Genomic DNA, 17,157 nt, shown 5'->3' on the forward strand with positions numbered 1-17,157 from the left:
TTTACCTCAAATAAAATCTAATTATACCAACAAATTCTGACATTGTCAAATACCAACCGCGTGGGCTCAAAAACCAAGTTCGCCCTCGCCAATCTGGGTCGATTTTGGCTGGTGCGTTGTGAATTTCGATGTCAAGCCCTTCCAAAGCACGCTTGAATTCTAAAAACGCTCGGCGTTGATGATACGGGCTTGTGACCAAAATGATGCTTTTCCAGCCCTTTTCTTTGATGATTTGCGCAGAAAATCTGGCGTTTTCTTCGGTGTTGCGGGCGTTTTCTTCGAGCGTGATTTTTTGGTCAGAAATCCCCATTTTCTTGGCGGCGCTTCTCATTGTTAGCGCATCGCTAATGACATTGGGGTCGGCGTTGGCGCCAGAAAATAACAAGTTTTTTGCTACGCCTTGGGATACAATTTGTCCGGCATAATTGGCGCGCACCTCTGTATTTCCGCCAGAAATCGCCACAACCGCGTCGCACGGATTCTCGACGCCGCAAAATTCAGCAAAATCGCTCGGCTGGCGAATAAAAATTGTAATTCCGGCAATCGCCATCACGAAAATCAGCGCCAAAATTCCTAAAATCATTAAAAAATTTCTCATTTATTATTTTTTACCTGTTCGAATAAATTCATCCTTGATGATTTTGCACAAAATTTCTGCCGCGCGCCTTGAATTTTCTTCTGTCGAAAGTTTGCCGAGAGTGATACGCAAACTGCCGTCCGCCTCTTCTGGCGTGAGTCCCATCGCCGTCAAAGTGTGTGATCGCGTGCCTTTGTTGGCGGCACAAGCCGAGCCGGTGGCAATCAAGACGCCGTTCATTTCTGCCGAAAATACAATCCGCTCAGCGTCAATACCTGGAAAACTGACCGAAATATGGCTGGCGAGTTGCTTCTTGGGGTTGCCTAAAAAGAAGAAATCTTCATTCTCGCGGAAGTTTTGGCGGAAGGAATTTTCGAAAATCGCCTTTAAATTTCGAAGTCTTTCTACTTCTGATTTTCGGGATTTTTCTGCCAAAATCATCGCCATCGCAAAGCCAATTGTGCCGGCGACATTTTCTGTGCCGGAGCGTAGTCCTCGCTCTTGTCCGCCGCCTACGATTTGTGCTTCTAATGAGACTTCTCTGTTTGCCCAGAGTGCGCCAATTTGCTTGGGGCCGTAGATTTTGCCCGCGTTTAAGGTTAGCATATCCACGCCCAAGCGCGAAACGCTGATGTCGAGTTGTCCAACGCCCTGACTCGCGTCGGTGTGGAGCCAAATTGGGCGAGTTTCACCAGATTGAAGCCGACGATTGCGCTCCGCTCGGACAATCTCAGCGATTTTTGCGATCGGTTGAATAACGCCCGTCTCGTTGTTGGCGAGCATTACGCTGACAATTTTTGTTTTGCTTGAAATTTTACTTCGAAGGTCGTCAAGATCTACGACGCCATTCTTCAAAATCTTGATTTTTTTCGAAATTCCAGAATTTTCACTCGCTCGAAGCACAGCGTGATGCTCAAACTCCGCCACCAAAATTTCATCTTCCTTTGACGAGCAAGAAAATGCCAGATTGACGCTCTCTGTTGCGCCAGCTGTAATTATAAGTTCGTCCGATTTACCGCCGATTGTGCGCGCGATTTGGCTCTTAGCGTCCTCGTAGTCGCGTCTAACTTGTAGCGCGGGCAGATATGGCGCACTTGGGTTGAAGAATTTTTCGCTCATATACGGCATCATCGCCGCAAGAACCTTGTCGCTCACGGGTGTTGTAGCGGCGTGGTCAAGATAAATAAAGTCTGATTTCATCTTAAACAGTATAGCATTTTTGGGTTGAAAATTCAAATCTAATGGTTGTGCTTGCGATAAATTTGGCTCAAAACCGCCCTGTGGTAAGCGTTAACCGCAGCGTGAAAATTGGCAAGTTCTTGCCCTTTTACCTCAAAATATCGTGGACCAGGTTGGATTTTTACCACTTTATCGTTGCGGATTTCATAGCGAGTTGTGATCTGTTGAAGTCGCCCGTGCCCGTCAGTCCATTCTTCGTGCCAGATCCAACTGTTCTCATTTAGGTTGAAGAATTCTCGTCGCACGCCGTTTGGCGCTTGGCCAAAGATTTTTGAGCCGACTTTGCTTTCAAGGTCCAACAGTGTTTCGTTGGACTGTTTTTCTAGTGAATTAAAAAATCGTCGCTTTTTGCGATTTTGAAAATAATTTTTGTAGTAAAAATCCTCGCCGTGGGGCACTATCGACCTCTGAGAAACGCTTCTGCCTCTTGGCGGGCTTGGATTATTTCTTGACTTTTCTTCAAAATATCTTGTAGAATATGATTTTCTTGCGGAGTTCTTTCGAATTTTTGGGCAGAAGTTTGTGGTGCGTCAAAAAGACTTGTCGAAATTTCGACCTTTTCTTCCTTTTTCTGATACTGTTCGAAATTTGGAATTTGAAAAAGACTTTTATCTGAAATATTCATAATTTCCTCCGCTTAGCAATGATTTTATTTTAGCACAAAATTGGAAAAAAGTCAATGCGGAAATGGTTTTTGGATAAAGAAAAAAGAGGAGAAGGTTCTCCTCTGTCTACTACGCATCCGCTCGTCTGCCGTTCATTTCTTTAATGAAAACTGAAGACAGTTCTTTTACCATCATTTTTTCGGCCATTACTTCAGGTGAACCTATGCCTATCCTTCCTACGTCCGAAGATTCAAAGATTCCGAAGCTCGCAATAAAGATAACGGCTTTGCACTCTTTAGAGGAGATTATGATTGCGTTATCTACGCTGATGTAATCTATGTTGATTTTATCGAGCGCTTCTTCGCAGAGTTTCGCGGAAAAGGACATGTCTTTATCGAAGTTCTCGTTTATGTCGGGTCTTGCAACTGTGTCTATAAATGAGTGTACGTCACTTAGGTTGTCTTCAGCCCTGCGAGACACTGTTCCAACAAAGCCATCGCAAAACAATTGCCTCAGTTTGACTGTGGCGGATTTTAAGCCCTCCTGAGAGACGTTTTCGGTAAGAACTCTAAATTCTTGGTCTGTAAAGGAATGTTCTTTGGGTTGTGCCATTTTTTGACACCTCTTTTCTATAAAATTTTATGCCGAAGCATAATTAGATTATATCATAAGAGTGCGTTTTTGTCAATACTAAATAATTTTAGAGTGTTTTGCGTGGTGATTTTGGCGATTTCCTCTTGATTTACCGCTCGTTTTGTGGCTAAATCTTGCGCCACAAGCGCCGTCCAGGCTGGTTGATTTTTCTTACCCCGCTTGCCTTGCGGCGCGAGATATGGTGCGTCGGTTTCGAGAAGGATTCGGTCGAGAGGGGCTTTTTCGAACATTTTAAGCAGTTCTTTTTCCTTGACAAAAGTTGAAATTCCGTTTACGCCAATATAAAATCCTCGCTCCAATGCGCGTGAGAGATTCTCTTCTGAATCTGTAAAACTATGTAAAACACCACGAATTTGGCCGTATTCTTCTTCAAAATTATCCAATATTTGCCAAAAGTCGTCAAACGCATTTCGAACATGAAAACTTACCGGCAAATCTGCCTCAAAAGCGATTTTGAGTTGCTCCCAAAGAACTTTTTCTTGTGCTTCGCGTGGAGAATTTTCATAAAAATAATCGAGGCCAATTTCGCCAACGGCTACAACATTTTGGTTTTTTGTCAAGTTGCGTAAAATCGGCATATCTCGCTCAATATCAACGCTTTCTGCCTCGTGCGGATGAATTCCTACGGCGGCGAAGAGTTGGATTTCTTCGTTCGAATTTTCTTTACAAAATTCCACCGCTCGCGCAGAATTCTCGACATTAACACCAATACACAGAGCCGCGCAGACGCCCATCTCGCGCATATTTTCAAAAACTTCTTCTTTCGAAAAAGGAAAATCTTGATCGTGGATGTGGCAATGGCTATCGATTATCATAAATTATTTTTTAACTCGTGGGTCCTCGGTTTTAATATAAATTTTAGGGAAAAGAATACCGATCTCCTCATCGCGGATCACGCCAGAAGCAAACATTGTCTCGATTTTCTCGGCTGTGTCGGGCATAAATGGCGCGAGCATTCGCCCGATTTGAAGAATTCCGCCTGCCGAGTGCGCGAGAACTTCCGCGAGGTGATTTTCTTCATCCTTGCTATCACGCGCGAGTTTAGCAATCTCCCACGGTTTGACGTTTTCAATGTATTGATTGTGAGCGCGAACAAGTGTCCAGACTTCATCCATAGCCTTGTTGAATTCGAGATCTTTCATATGTTTCTCGTAATTGTGAAGGTCGAATTCATCGCCTTTGATCTCTCCGATCACGCCAGATTGATAGCGTTTGATCATATTGGCCACGCGCGAAACGAGGTTGCCAAGATCATTGCCGAGTTCGTTGTTGTAACTTTTTTCGAATTTTTCCCAAGTAAAATCGCCATCGTCGAGCGTTGGAATGTGGCGCGAGAAATAATATCGAAAGGCGTCGAGACCGTAGTTGTCGATGATTTCGTTAGGGCTGACGACATTGCCGATAGATTTGCTCATCTTGACGCCACCGCTGGAAATATGTCCATGGACGAGTAAAGTTTTAGGCAGAGGTAAGCCAAGCCCCAAAAGCATTGCAGGCCAGATTCCGGCGTGGAAGCGCAAGATGTCTTTTCCGATAACTTGAACATTGGCCGGCCAAAATTCTTGCCATTCGAGTCTATCTGGATAGCCAATTACGCTGAGATAGTTGGCGAGCGCATCGATCCAAACATACATCACCTGATCTGGATCGCTTGGGACTGGCACGCCCCAAGTTAAGTTTTTCTTTGGGCGAGAAATTGAGACATCTTCCAATCCGCCGCGCAAGAAATTTAAGAATTCTTTCTTGCGATATTCTGGAACGATTTTCATCTTGTCTGATTCTATTGCTTCGATAATTTTGGGCGCAAATTCTGAGATCCTGAGATAATAATTTTCTTCGCTCAATCTTTCAAAAGGAATTTGGTGATCGCGACAAACTCCGCCCTGCTCGGCAACTTCTTTTTCTGTATAAAAAGATTCACAGCCCTTACAATACCAACCTTCGTAAGAATTTTTATAGATAAAATTGCCCAATTGCGTCCAAATATACTGCGACGCGCCAATATGATGGCTGTCAGTTGTGCGGACAAAGTCGGTATAAGTGGTCTTCATCTTGTCCATTAACGCGCGGAAATTTTCAACCGTGCCATCAACATATGCTTGTGGTGTTAGATTTTGTTGAAGCGCCTTCTCGGCGATTTTGTTGCCATGCTCGTCAGTGCCGACTTGGAAGCGGACTTCGAGACCCTTCGACCTCTGGTGTCGAGCCCAAATATCGGCGAGCAAATAGTCGAGTGCGTTGCCGATGTGTGGCGCACCGTTTGCGTAAGGAATTGCAGTTGTGATGTAAAGTTTGTTCTTCATATTGCTTATAATTATAACATATTTTAAGCGAAGAAAAAAGCCCTCCGGTGTGGGAGGGGTTTATTTTTCTTGCCAAATTTTGGCGAGCGTGAGCCAATCTTGAATTGACAAATCTTGCGCGCGTAAATCTGGTGAGATTTCTGCTCTTTCGAGAATTTCTTCAACCTTTTCTCTTGGGATTGCGAAGTTGGCCGAGAGGCTTTTGGCGATTTTTTTACGCTTGGAGGAAAATCCCGCCTTGACTACGCGGAAGAATTCTTCTTCAGAAATTTGGCTTGGAGTCTCTCGATTGAATCTTTCGAGAAGATTTTGTTGGCGAATTTTGAGAATTATCACTTGCGAATCAACTTTTGGCGGCGGCGTGAAGAACTCTCGCGGAACAAGGCTTCCGAGTTCTGTCTCCGCATAAATCTGGGTTGCGACGCCTAAAACGCTCAAATTTCCAGATTGGGCGGCCATTCTCTCAGCCACTTCTTTTTGGACAAGAAGCGCGGCCACGCTTGGTTTATTGTGCGCGGTGAGCAATTTTTCGACAATTTTGGAAGTGATATAATATGGCACATTGGCGGCGACTTTATAGCCTGAAGGTAATTTGTCGAGATCAAAGTCCAAGAAATCGGCGTTGAGAACCTCGAGATTTTTGCCGGGGAAAGATTTGGGGAGATTTTGGGCGAGTTTAGGGTCGAATTCTATCGCTAAAACCTGTCCGCTTGTTGCGACTGCTCGCAATATAGAAGATGTCAGGGTGCCGAGACCAGGACCAATCTCGAGAACAAAGTCGCCATCCGTGATTTCCGCTTCAAAAACGATAGCGTCCAAAATCTCGCGGTCGCGGAGCCAGTGCTGGCCGAGCGATTTGTTGTTTTGGAGGTTGTCTTCGGATTGTTTGCGTGGTGAGTTTTTGTAAGAATTTTGGCGAGAGTTTTTCTTATTTCGAAGTTTTTGGGCGCGATAAAAATCAGCATTCTTCATTGCGATTCTGCGGGCGGCGCCAGATTTTTGTTTGAAATTGAGACTCATTAATACCAGCCCTTCGCTCGACTGTGTGCTACGGCGTTAGCCCAACTTCCGTATCTACCCAAAACGTAGCCGTTCATCCAGCGCAATTGTGTTACGGGGTTGGTTTGCCAGTCTGCCCCTGCTGATGCCATCTTTGATCCTGGGAGGGCTTGAGGTAATCCGTATGCTCCGCTTGAGCGGTTGGTGGCGCTTGGGTTCCAGCGAGATTCTTTATTGACGAGATAGGTTGCATTGCCGTGTTCGGATGCAGGTATGCCGGCGGCGCTCAAAAGTCCGGATTGTTCCGCAGTTGGGATAGGAGTTGAACCTTTTACACCAACAACCTCAACCTGTTTTTTAGCCTTTTTAGTTTCAACTTCCGAGATTTTTTTGTGCGAAACTTCTTTCCCATTTTGGAAATCTATCTCATAAACAACAGTTTTGGAGCCGTTTTCGCCCGCTTCTTTGATTTCTTTGTATCCCACTGGTTTTTCGCCATCTTGGATTTTTTCGATCGGAAATGCCACTATCTCGTCTTGTGAAATAGTCTGGACGCCGTTGCGAGCGATTTCAAAATAATCTCCGTTTGTGATCTGCGACTTCAAGTCCTTGGAAACCCACAAATCTCTGTCTTGCTTGATTTTTTTCTCTTTCAAAAAGTCTGCTATACGCGCGCTTTGCGTTCGGAAAGTTTTTTCTTGACCAAAGATTTTTACGCGAATTTCCTTCGCCCGAATAACCTGAAGGATGCCGGTCGTGCCGTCTTCGAGAAGAGTCTTTGAGTGAGAAAATTGAACCAAGTCGTTTTCTAAAATTTGAACGCCAGCCGTCGCAGCAATTTTACTCGGCACTTTATTGGCAGTCAAGACACGGATTTTTTTCTCGCCATCCTGAATTAGATACGGCTTAGCGCGGAAAATATTGATATTATAATCAGCCCCGGTGAGTTTTTCGTTCAATTCTGGCTCAACATTATCCTCTGGCGCGATCTCGATACCTTCCAGTTTTAGCGCTTCACCAACTGTTTTAGCCTTTGAGATGAAAGATTTTCTAGTTTCGCCCTCAAAAACGGTGATTATTTTATCATCGCCATCTTTGGCGCGCGCTGGCTGGAGAGAGTTTATAATCAAAATTCCACCCAGAATTACTAAAAATCCAGCAAAAATGCCAATCGCTAGAGATTTTTTGTGATTTTTGAACGGATATTTAGTCTGAAAATTCAACATTGCTTAACCTATTTTATCAAATTTGGGTGGAAATTTCAAACTTTTATTATTGAATTGACTTCGTGCTTTATATGCTTTATAATTAAGAAAATAGCACCTTGAGGAGGATATTATGGATAGGATTTTACCGCGCGAAGCTTTTATGCTTGGTCGTCGAAAAGGATTTGATGTGAGGCTGAATTTCGAAGATTGGGATTTTGCGGAACAAAGACTTATCGGTGATGAAGAGTGGATTCGAGAAACTAATGCCATTCTTGAGCTGCCTTCGACGAATTTTTTAACAAAGTGGCATCGGCTCGGTGGTCGATTGTTAGTTTCAAATTCTCGCGAAGGTCTGCTTGAAATGGTTGATTCTAGTGATCTGGGAGAGTTTTATGGCATTCCAGATTTTGCTAGTAAAAATCAACACACCGACGATAAATTTTTGCTCATCTGGGATAATTTCAGTGGAAATTCTTTTGTTGTTCAAAAAGAGATAGTCGGCAATGAATTGCTAGATTGGGCTAAGGAAAAATACGGCGAAGATGGCTTAACTTGGATTATTGTTTACCCTGAGCGTGACGCTACCCCAGTATTGGTTAATGATTATCTAGCCTCCAAAGAATAAATAGGTCATTTTGACCTATTTTAGATTTTTTGAGTTGAGCAAACTCTGCGTTGAATTTGCGTATTTTCCTGCTTGAAGATCATTTTTTGGATTGCTATTATTTTATGGCAGGCTTATTTCTTCTGAAAATTCGAAGACATCGCCGATGTATTGACCGGATTTAATCAGCTGGACGTCAAAGCCAAATTTCCGATATTTTTCAATTGTTTGCTGGAGAGTTTTCACCTCTTCTCTTAATACTCTATTAAACCAATCCTCGCCGGAGCGAGATATGACACGATTTTTATACTCACGCATAGCCTCCCCGTCGCTCGCATCTGGGAAAATTACAGTAATTTTTGACGGATTTAGAGATATATTTTTAAGAATTTCAAAATCATCTGTCACGAAAATATATTTATAAAATCCAGATTCTATCTGTAAATTTATAATATCCGCGCAAAGCTTAAAGAACTTTTCTTTGTTTGATCTGCTCATTCCGCGAATAGAGCGACTTTCGTTAAATTCTCGGTCGAAGATGAAATCTCGGTTTAGATTTCCGATCGTTGTTTTGCCCAGACATGGATAGGCTGCAATAATTTTAGTCACTAATTTTCTCCAATCTTGCGAACTCTGCGTTGAGTTTGCGTATTTTTCCGCCTGAAAATTCGATTTCGACAGCCGAGCCGTCAATTCCGCGCACTGTTCCTGCGCCGAAGACAGGCGATTTTACACGGTCGCCAATCTGTAAATATTGCCCTTCGTCATAAAAATCATTAAATTCTTCGTAAGATATTTCTTCGTCAAAACCATCAAATTGGCTTGAGCCTTGATCGAAATCGTCACTAAATTTATTGGAACTCGCGCCATAAATTTCATCGTATTTAGAAGCAATTTCCAACCCTGCTTCTGTAATGAATCGGCTCGGACTGCTGTAATTTCTCTGTCCAAAAACTGCTCGACTTCCCGCGCAAGTCAAAATCAACTCTTCTCGCGCTCGTGTCATTCCCACGTAGCAGAGCCGGCGTTCTTCTTCCAACTCGGACTTATCGCTGTCAAAAACTCGGCTGTGCGGAAAAACCCCCTCTTCCATTCCTGCCAAAAACACCACAGGAAATTCCAAACCTTTGGCAGCGTGAATGGTCATCAGAGAAACTTGGTCATCGCTCTCGCTGTCTGCGCTCGACATCAGGGCGGCGTTTTCTAAAAATCCAGCGAGATCTGCATAAATTTTGGCGTCAGAAATCAACTCGCCGATGTTTTCTTCTTTATCTTTTTGTTCGACTTCGCTCAACTTTTCGAAGTATTTATAATTGGTTTTGTCGATAATTTTTTCTAAAATTTCCGCTGGACTGGTGCCGTCTTGGTTCAAAATTTGCCCCAACCGCAAGATTTCTCCCAGATTCTTAAGAGAATTTCTCGCGCGCGTCTGCATCGTTGAGAGTCCATCCACCGCCAAAAGGCTAGAAATCAAATCCAAGCCGTTTTCGCTTTGCCAATTCAAGAATTTTTCCAAAGAAACTTTACCCAAACCGCGCGCTGGTACATTGGCAATTCGCTCAAAAGCCACTTGGTCCAGAGGATTGTAGATCACACGCAAATACGCCAACAAATCTTTGATCACCTTACGGTCATAAAATCGCATTCCGCCAAAGATTTTATACTCGATCCCAGCGTGACGCAGGGCTTCTTCGAGCGAGCGAGATTGTGCGTTGGTGCGGTAAAGAATGGCAAAATCTTGATATTTTCGAAGTCCAACACTTTTCTCGCTGAAGATTTTCGAGGTAATCCGACTGGCTTCTTCTTGCTCGTCATGCGTTTGCCAGAGGCGGACTTCTTCGCCCTTGCCGATTTTGGTAAAGAGTTTTTTATCACTTCTGACTTCATTTTTTGAAATCACCGCATGGGCTGCGTTCAAAATATTTTCTGTCGAGCGATAATTTTGCTCCAATTTTATGATTTTGGCGCGCGGAAAGTCTTTTTCGAAATTCAAAATGTTGGTAAAATCCGCCCCACGCCAAGAGTAGATGCTCTGCCAGTCGTCGCCCACAACGCAGATATTTTCTTGATCATTGACTAGCATTTTTACAATCTGATATTGCGCTGAGTTGGTGTCCTGATACTCGTCGATCAAAATATGCTCGAATTTTTCCCGGAAGAAGTCTCGCACTTCTGGCGCAGTTTTTAAGAGGCGGACGGTCTCACTAAGAAGATCGTCAAAGTCGAGGGCGTTGGCTTTCCTGCGCTCCTTTTCATATCTAAGGAAGACTTCTGCACACTTCTGCTCGAATCCCCAATGGGCGCTATCGGCAAAATCTTCCGCCGTTTGAAGTTCATTCTTAGCATTAGAAATCACGCTCGAGACACTGGATGGCTTCAATGTTTTACTGTCAAAATTCAGGTCGGAGCAAATCCGCTTGATGAGGTTTTGTCGGTCGGTTTCATCATAAATCACAAAGTTGGGCGCAATACCAATATGTTCACCTTTGAGCCGCAAAATCCGCACGCAAATTCCGTGAAATGTCCCCATCCACGGCATAAAAAATCTGTCGCTAGCATCAGCACCAAGAAGTTCCGCCAATCGCTCTCGCATCTCTCGGGCCGCTTTATTGGTGAAAGTTACCGCCAAAATCCGCTCACTTGGCGTGCCGTGCGCAATAATATTAGCGATGCGATGAGTGAGCGTTTTGGTTTTGCCGCTCCCCGCCCCCGCTAGAATCAACATCGCGCCGTCAAGTGTTTCTACGGCTTGCTTTTGTTTAATATTAAGACCTTTTAATAAATCCATAAACACTATTATATCATATATTATCGATCGCCCCTAATCCTTAGGATGAAATTTGAGAGTTGAATCCTGCGGGCCAATATAGATTTAATTTATATTAAAGCTAATATAAAATAAACCCCTGAGGGGTTTATTTTTGATGTGCTTAATTAGAAATTATCCTTGTAGACAGTATGCAACATTTGGTGAACTTTCTACGCCAGCTCGGATGACAACTCCATTACCTGCAACTGCAGTTCCGTTGTCTCCACACTGAGCATTTCGAATAACCTGCATTGTTCCTGCGCCAATATTTCCAGCTTGAGCTCCGTTGAGGATGGTGCCGGTAGTGTATGGGTTTCCGGAAGCTGGATCGACAAAAGTACTTCCACCTACAGTAACATACCGGTCTACAATCTGGGTATTGACGTTAGCGCCTGCCGCTGGTAATTGTCCGCGGTTAGCTGCCCGAGAATCATTAACTGCTGCTAGTAGTCGGCTAGCGTCGTTCTTTCGAGTTGTATCCCTCTGACTCCTCTGCAATGCTGGAAGTGCTAAGAAGACCATCAAGAAGATAAGTCCGGCGATCGCAAGCACGAGGACAACTTCGATGATTGTGAATCCTTTTTTAGTTTGGTTTTTGATAGTGTTCATATTGAAATTTCCACCTTTCTTATAGAACATTATTGTTATTATTACTATTTTTATTTAAGCAGTTATGCTTAGTTAGATATTAGCATAAGGGAGGTAGATTTGTCAAGTATTTCGCGCTAAATTTCTATAATTTTTTGACCACATCAGAAATGTCTGATTTTTGCGATACTTCTCTCTTTGAAAGGAAATATTCGTCGATCAAAATCTTAACGCAAGCCGCAATCGGTATCGAAATGAGCGCGCCAAGTAGACCAAGCACATAAACTCCGACCAAAACGGCAGCAAGCACTACCGCTGGAGAAAGGCTATTGTTTTTGCCTTGAATCATCGGCGAGATAACATTGCCTTCAATCTGTTGGTATATCATGCAATAAATCAAGAAAACAATACCTGCTGGAATCGAATTCATTGCCACGAGGATTGTAGAGATAGCCACGCCAATCATCACGCCGAACATCGGTATCATATTAAGGAAGAGCAAAATCACGCCCACAGGTACAACCAGACTCATTGGTATCCCCATTGTTAATGCTAAAATCAATGCTCCGAGTGAGGTTGCCACCGCACCAATAGCAGAAACTGTTAATTGTCCGTTAACGAATCCACTTACGGCTGAGTACATTTTGCTGGCGATGCGTTTATGGCGTTTCATTTTGGCTTTATCATCGTATAATTTCCAGAGATCGGCGAGCCATTTTGGACCTTCAACAAGCATAAAGAATGCCATCGTTAACACCATCACGCCGGAAAAAATCATATTAGCCACAGTGTTAACCCCGCCAAAGAAGATTCGGCCAATATTCTTGGTTAATTCTCCTGCGAAGTTGGTCAAATTCTCGGTGGCTTCTTTGACGAGCCCTGTCATTCCGTGTTTTTCTATAAATTGTCGCATGACGGAGTTTTCTGCCGTAACACTATTAATTAAATCTGGCAATGTGCCAATAAATTTGCTCGTCTGCTCCACAATAACAGGCACCACAAATAGCATAAATAGACTCAATATTATCACCAAAATCAGGTACGCTACGGCTGTTGCTCCAACTCGGTTCTTCTTTGATCCAGGGAGAATTTTGGTGATTTTAGAAACGGGATGGTTGAGTGCGAGAGCCAAAAACGCTGCAACACCAAGCAAAATTAACGCATCTTTTGATAGCCAAAGCATAAGGCCAGCCAAGCCAAATCCGATTGAAACGGTCCAAAATCGGATAAAAGTCTTGGTTTCGATTTCGATTGTAGTTTTCATATCTGTAATTATATCATAGAGTTATAATAAAATAAACATATTCTGCATCCGATATAATTATGTTAAAATATATCTATATTAAATAAACATAAGTTCATTGACAAATTATAATTATATTTCTAAATTAAAACATATTTTTAGTAAAATAAAAATCCACCCGAGCACGGGTGGGCATCGCTCGGATGGATTTTTATCCCTTCGACGCACCCAAGTGTAGGCTCGAAATTCGAAGCGTCTACCCACCAAAATACACAAGGGGACGCCGGTCAAAGGGGTTATCGCGCATAATATTATCTTCTCTAAAAGTATAAGGAGGGAGATGAAAGGATAAAAGAAGAAAATATTATACACTGTAACGAATAGTATGTTCTTTTGACAAAATAGCAATTTATTTTATCAACTGTGTTTATAATAGCATATATTTATAATAAAGTCAACACTTATTTTGGAGATTTTATGGATATTGAGACGATCGACCCGCTAAAGTATGAATATTCTCGGCAACTTGAGCATATTTATCAGCCCCCAGAAAGGCTTTTTATCAGAGGTAGATTGCCAGAAAAAAGATTGAAGTCTGTAGCGATTGTTGGCGCGCGTAAGCCGACTGCTTATGGTCGTGAAGTTGCTCAAAATCTTGCTTCCGCGTTGGCTCGCCACGGTGTGGTTGTGATCTCGGGGTTGGCTTACGGCATTGATAGTGAGGCGCATAAGGCGTGTCTGGATGCGGGCGGAACAACTATTGCTGTGCTGGCTGGCGGACTCGATAAGATTTACCCTGCTTCACACAAAGGCTTGGCTGAAAAAATCATAAATAGTGGCGGAGCGATCTTGAGCGAGTATGAAATTGGCTCGGCTCCGCAAAAATTCACCTTTCTTGAGCGCAATAGGATTGTGTCGGGGCTTGCCGATGCGGTTGTGGTTGTTGAGGCCGCCGCCCGCAGTGGCACGCTCAGCACTGCTAACCACGCTCTCGATCAGGGCAAGGAAGTTTTTGCTGTTCCCGGGAATATAACCTCGCCACTTTCAGAAGGTTGTAATAAGTTGCTTAAAATGGGCGCTACACCCCTGCTCTCTGCGCAGGATGTGTTGGACTTTTTGTTTCCAGATGGGGTTAAAGATAGGCAGGCCTCGCTTTTTTCGGCAGAAAATAAAGTTGAAGAAACAATCCTTCAGATCATCCAGAGTGGCGAGCGCGACGGCGATGCGATTATTAAAAAATCTGCCCTCTCGGCGCAAGAATTCAGCCAAGCGATAACAATGCTCGAGATTAAAGGCACAGTCAAATCTCTCGGCAGCAATAAGTGGGGTTTGAGTTAAACCTCCAACTCTCCAAAACGCTCAAAATCCGCCCCCTTCTAAAATCTGGCGGATTTTTTCTCATTTTGGAGGTGATTTTGGATGAAGTTTTGCGTTAATTCTTCCGCGATTTCAAAGATCTCTGGCAGGGCTTCCACCTCTGGTTTAGAGAATTTCCCAAGCACAAAGTCTGCCGTGTCCATTCTTGCGCGAAGTTCATTAGATACGCCAATCCTCACCCGCGCAAAATCCTGCCCAAATGTCCCAATCAGACTCTTGAGCCCATTGTTTCCGCCCGCGGAGCCACTCAGACGCGCTCGCACTACGCCAAACTCTAAATCAACATCGTCGCAAACCGCCAAAAAATCCCGTGAAAAATCAATTTTATAAAAATCCACAATTGCGCGTGCTGATCTCCCTGTTTCGTTGTAGAAGGTTGTTGGCTTGACTAGCAACACTTTTTCGCCATTTGTTGAAATTTCAGTAATCTCGGCTGAGAACTTGGGCACAGGCTTAAAATTGGCGCCCCACTTGTTTGCCCAAAAATCACCAAAAGCCCACGCCACATTATGGCGCGTCCCGTGATACTTGGGCGGGAAATTGCCTTGAAGGAGAATAATTTTCATAAAATAGCTCTAAAAATTTCTACATAGTTGCGCAATTGGCTGAGATTAGTATCTCAAATCTTTGCGCTTATAATCTCAATGAATTGCGCCTATAATCTCAGCAGACTGGGCTTATAAGGAAAAAAGTTTTCGCTTATAGCTTCGGCGAAGTTCGCTTTTCGTTTCTCGCTTTCAGCATAATAGTGATTTTGCCACGCCTTGCGCTACACCTTTATAAAACCAAAAGTCGAACATCGCCTTGCTCTATCGCCTTCGTCTTTTGGAGATGTCAATCCCACGCTTTTCGAGCCGTTCGTCACGCTTGCGTTCGCGCTTGTTGGTGGTGTCGAGTGCCTTTTTGAGCGCGCCACGATTCTTATTGATGGCTTCTTTGCCCTCGGCGAGGCGCTTTTTGTTCTCTTTGATTTGCTTTTCGTCCCTAAAAGAAAACTTGATCGGCGTGCCTGAAAAATCAAAATTCTCTCGTATCAATCGCTCCAAATAGCGCTTATAAGACCAGTGGACAAATTTAAGGTTGGAGCCGTGGATTATGAACCAAGGCGGATTGTTGTCTGATTGCGAAATGTAGCGGAGCTTAGGGTGCGTGTTTTTGAGACCTGCTGGCGGGTGCTTTTGTGAGGCTTGCTGAAGCAGTTGGTTGAGAGTGGCGGTGCGCGCAGTTCGCTTGCGGTTGCGATTAACCTTTAAGATGAGATCAAAGATCTTGGTGACATTTTGACCAGTTTTGCTTGAAGTAAAGATTAGTGGTGCCCAAGGTGTAAATTTGAAATAATACGCAATTCTTGGCGCGAGCGCGTCGCGGGTGTAGGCATCTTTACCCTCAACGCTGTCCCATTTGCTGACCACGATAATAATGCCCTTGCCGGCGTCGTTAATTAGGCCGGCGATGCGCTGGTCGAGTTGGGTGTTGAGTTCGTTGGCGTCCATTAAGAGAAGACAAATATCAGCCTCGTCGATAGCCGCGAGAGTGCGGAGAACGGAGAATTTCTCAATGCCAACTTCCTGCTTGCCGGGCTTTCGCATACCTGCGGTATCGATAATTTCGATTTTTTGATTATTGAAGCGAATCTCCGTGCGGTTAACATCGCGCGTTGTGCCTGCTACATTGGCAACGATTGCCTGCTGTTTACCGGCCAAAGTGTTAAAGAGGTAAGATTTGCCGGCATTTGGGCGACCGACGAGTGCGACTTTGATGACATCTTCGTCGGATTTTTCTTCTTTAACTTTGGGGATGTTTTCTGAAATTTCGAAAAGCAAATCTTCCACGCCCGCGTTATGTTCGGCGGAAGTTCGAATGATCGTCTTGATGCCAAGGCGCTGGAATTCTTCGTTCGGTAGATTACCTTTGAGGTCGGTTTTGTTCAAGACTAAAATTACGGGCTTGCGAGATTTGAGGGCTTTTTTGGCGATGAGGCGATCTTCGTTAGAAAACGGCTTGGTGCTATCAAGAACCACGAGAATCAAGTCCGAAGCATCGACCGCATCTTGGATCTGCTCCTGAATTGTCGCCTCGAACTCATCATTTGGGTCTTTAAGTCCTGCCGTGTCAATCAGCCAGAAATTCTGTTTTCGATAAGTTACTTTGCCAAGAACGCTGTCGCGCGTCGTTCCGGCCTCGCGAGCCACAACGGCCTGCTGGGTTTTTAGCATACGATTAAAAAGCGAAGACTTTCCGACATTCGCCTGCCCGACAATCGCAACTTTAGGAAGATTTTTAGACATAACAAGATTTTAACATATTTTGGGCAGAAAATCAATTTTAGTTTGAAATATCAGTGTTAATGTGTTAAAATATATAAATCAAATTAGAAAGAGGTGATTGCTATGGCAATTGGGATTTTGGCTTATTTGAAGCACGTTTTTGGCAAAAAGAAAGGTAACGATCTTGCGTTTAGGCGAGAATTGGCGGATAGGATTGAGATGCTAACGATTATGCTAATCAAGCAAGACGAAGACACTTATCTGCCGATCAGGGAAACTCGCAAAATATTCAACGAAGATATTGAGATGTATCGCGGGTTGCTCGATGCGCTTAGTTGGTGCTTGGAATCTAAGAGTTTTAAAACTAACTCCGAGATTGAGCGGAGGCGCTTCTTGGACAAATCTGCTGAATTTCGCCGGACGCTTCAAAATATTATGCTCGAAGCTGGCTATCAGGAGAGTCGATTGCGCGATGAGGGTGAGATTTATCGGTATTCGTCAGGCGGATTCGCTCTGTATGCGGAGCGGCTACTATTTCTTAGCGATAATGTTGGCGACAATATGGTTGAACTTATTGTTGTGATGAGTAGATTTCTCGCCCGCATTCTTAGAGATAAAAATTTCGAAATTGAGGGTATAGTGCTCTCAAATATCGAACGGTCAACTTTCATATAAAAATAAATA

Annotated in this window: 18 protein-coding genes; 3 read left to right on the forward strand and 15 right to left on the reverse strand. The window is 43.8% G+C overall.

The annotated features are described in order from the left end of the window. Position 1: 1 nt before the first annotated feature. The 9 genes from Q4A21_01270 to Q4A21_01310 form a co-directional block, all read right to left on the reverse strand. Positions 2-598 (reverse strand): YdcF family protein, encoded by a 597-nt coding sequence (locus tag Q4A21_01270; protein MDO4902170.1) that lies wholly within the window; start codon positions 596-598, stop codon positions 2-4. A gap of 3 nt (positions 599-601) precedes the next feature. Beyond that, entirely contained in the window at positions 602-1,777 is a 1,176-nt protein-coding gene (locus Q4A21_01275; protein MDO4902171.1) for a cysteine desulfurase family protein, read from the reverse strand. A 38-nt stretch (positions 1,778-1,815) separates the two neighbouring features. After that, positions 1,816-2,214 (reverse strand): hypothetical protein, encoded by a 399-nt coding sequence (locus tag Q4A21_01280; protein MDO4902172.1) that lies wholly within the window; start codon positions 2,212-2,214, stop codon positions 1,816-1,818. Continuing rightward, the gene (locus Q4A21_01285; GenBank protein MDO4902173.1) at positions 2,214-2,441 is read right to left on the reverse strand and encodes a hypothetical protein; all 228 of its coding nucleotides are present in this window, start codon (positions 2,439-2,441) and stop codon (positions 2,214-2,216) included. The genes Q4A21_01280 and Q4A21_01285 overlap by 1 nt, the downstream gene beginning before the upstream one ends. A 109-nt stretch (positions 2,442-2,550) precedes the next feature. Then, the gene (locus Q4A21_01290) at positions 2,551-3,033 is read right to left on the reverse strand and encodes a hypothetical protein (protein MDO4902174.1); all 483 of its coding nucleotides are present in this window, start codon (positions 3,031-3,033) and stop codon (positions 2,551-2,553) included. Positions 3,034-3,086: 53 nt separating this feature from the next. After that, the gene (locus Q4A21_01295) at positions 3,087-3,890 is read right to left on the reverse strand and encodes a TatD family hydrolase (protein MDO4902175.1); all 804 of its coding nucleotides are present in this window, start codon (positions 3,888-3,890) and stop codon (positions 3,087-3,089) included. 3 nt (positions 3,891-3,893) lie between these two features. Continuing rightward, positions 3,894-5,378, reverse strand: a complete 1,485-nt coding sequence (gene metG / locus Q4A21_01300) for a methionine--tRNA ligase (protein ID MDO4902176.1) — start codon at positions 5,376-5,378, stop codon at positions 3,894-3,896. Between the two features lie 60 nt (positions 5,379-5,438). Beyond that, positions 5,439-6,398, reverse strand: coding sequence for a 16S rRNA (adenine(1518)-N(6)/adenine(1519)-N(6))-dimethyltransferase RsmA (gene rsmA, locus Q4A21_01305; GenBank protein ID MDO4902177.1), 960 nt, complete (start codon positions 6,396-6,398; stop codon positions 5,439-5,441). Next, positions 6,398-7,603 carry a G5 domain-containing protein gene (locus Q4A21_01310; GenBank protein ID MDO4902178.1) on the reverse strand — a complete coding sequence of 402 codons (1,206 nt, stop codon included), beginning with the start codon at positions 7,601-7,603 and terminating at the stop codon, positions 6,398-6,400. Before Q4A21_01310 ends, rsmA begins: the two co-directional genes overlap by 1 nt. A gap of 112 nt (positions 7,604-7,715) precedes the next feature. Here Q4A21_01310 and Q4A21_01315 point away from each other — a divergent pair, with 112 nt between their 5' ends. After that, the gene (locus Q4A21_01315; GenBank protein ID MDO4902179.1) at positions 7,716-8,210 is read left to right on the forward strand and encodes a hypothetical protein; all 495 of its coding nucleotides are present in this window, start codon (positions 7,716-7,718) and stop codon (positions 8,208-8,210) included. A 102-nt stretch (positions 8,211-8,312) separates the two neighbouring features. On the opposite strand, the gene Q4A21_01320 is transcribed toward Q4A21_01315, so the two are convergent. From Q4A21_01320 to Q4A21_01335, 4 genes are all read right to left on the reverse strand, one after another. Then, the gene (locus Q4A21_01320) at positions 8,313-8,798 is read right to left on the reverse strand and encodes a hypothetical protein (protein ID MDO4902180.1); all 486 of its coding nucleotides are present in this window, start codon (positions 8,796-8,798) and stop codon (positions 8,313-8,315) included. Beyond that, the gene (locus Q4A21_01325; GenBank protein MDO4902181.1) at positions 8,791-10,977 is read right to left on the reverse strand and encodes a UvrD-helicase domain-containing protein; all 2,187 of its coding nucleotides are present in this window, start codon (positions 10,975-10,977) and stop codon (positions 8,791-8,793) included. Before Q4A21_01325 ends, Q4A21_01320 begins: the two co-directional genes overlap by 8 nt. 153 nt (positions 10,978-11,130) lie before the next feature. Next, complete coding sequence (locus tag Q4A21_01330) at positions 11,131-11,496, reverse strand: hypothetical protein (GenBank protein ID MDO4902182.1); 366 nt, start codon at positions 11,494-11,496, stop codon at positions 11,131-11,133. 235 nt (positions 11,497-11,731) lie between these two features. Then, on the reverse strand, positions 11,732-12,850 hold the full coding sequence (locus tag Q4A21_01335) for an AI-2E family transporter (GenBank protein MDO4902183.1): 1,119 nt from the start codon (positions 12,848-12,850) through the stop codon (positions 11,732-11,734). Positions 12,851-13,306: 456 nt separating this feature from the next. On the opposite strand from Q4A21_01335, the gene dprA reads away from it, so the two are divergent. Then, positions 13,307-14,167 (forward strand): DNA-processing protein DprA, encoded by an 861-nt coding sequence (gene dprA, locus Q4A21_01340; protein MDO4902184.1) that lies wholly within the window; start codon positions 13,307-13,309, stop codon positions 14,165-14,167. Positions 14,168-14,205: 38 nt separating this feature from the next. Here dprA and pth read toward each other — a convergent pair whose 3' ends face one another. Beyond that, positions 14,206-14,772 carry an aminoacyl-tRNA hydrolase gene (pth, locus tag Q4A21_01345; protein MDO4902185.1) on the reverse strand — a complete coding sequence of 189 codons (567 nt, stop codon included), beginning with the start codon at positions 14,770-14,772 and terminating at the stop codon, positions 14,206-14,208. 243 nt (positions 14,773-15,015) lie between these two features. Continuing rightward, on the reverse strand, positions 15,016-16,494 hold the full coding sequence (gene der / locus Q4A21_01350; GenBank protein MDO4902186.1) for a ribosome biogenesis GTPase Der: 1,479 nt from the start codon (positions 16,492-16,494) through the stop codon (positions 15,016-15,018). A 102-nt stretch (positions 16,495-16,596) separates the two neighbouring features. On the opposite strand from der, the gene Q4A21_01355 reads away from it, so the two are divergent. Then, the gene (locus Q4A21_01355; protein ID MDO4902187.1) at positions 16,597-17,148 is read left to right on the forward strand and encodes a hypothetical protein; all 552 of its coding nucleotides are present in this window, start codon (positions 16,597-16,599) and stop codon (positions 17,146-17,148) included. Positions 17,149-17,157 lie beyond the last annotated feature (9 nt).

It is taken from the genome of bacterium (assembly GCA_030530825.1).
Classification (GTDB): domain Bacteria; phylum Patescibacteriota; class Saccharimonadia; order Saccharimonadales; family Saccharimonadaceae; genus Nanogingivalis.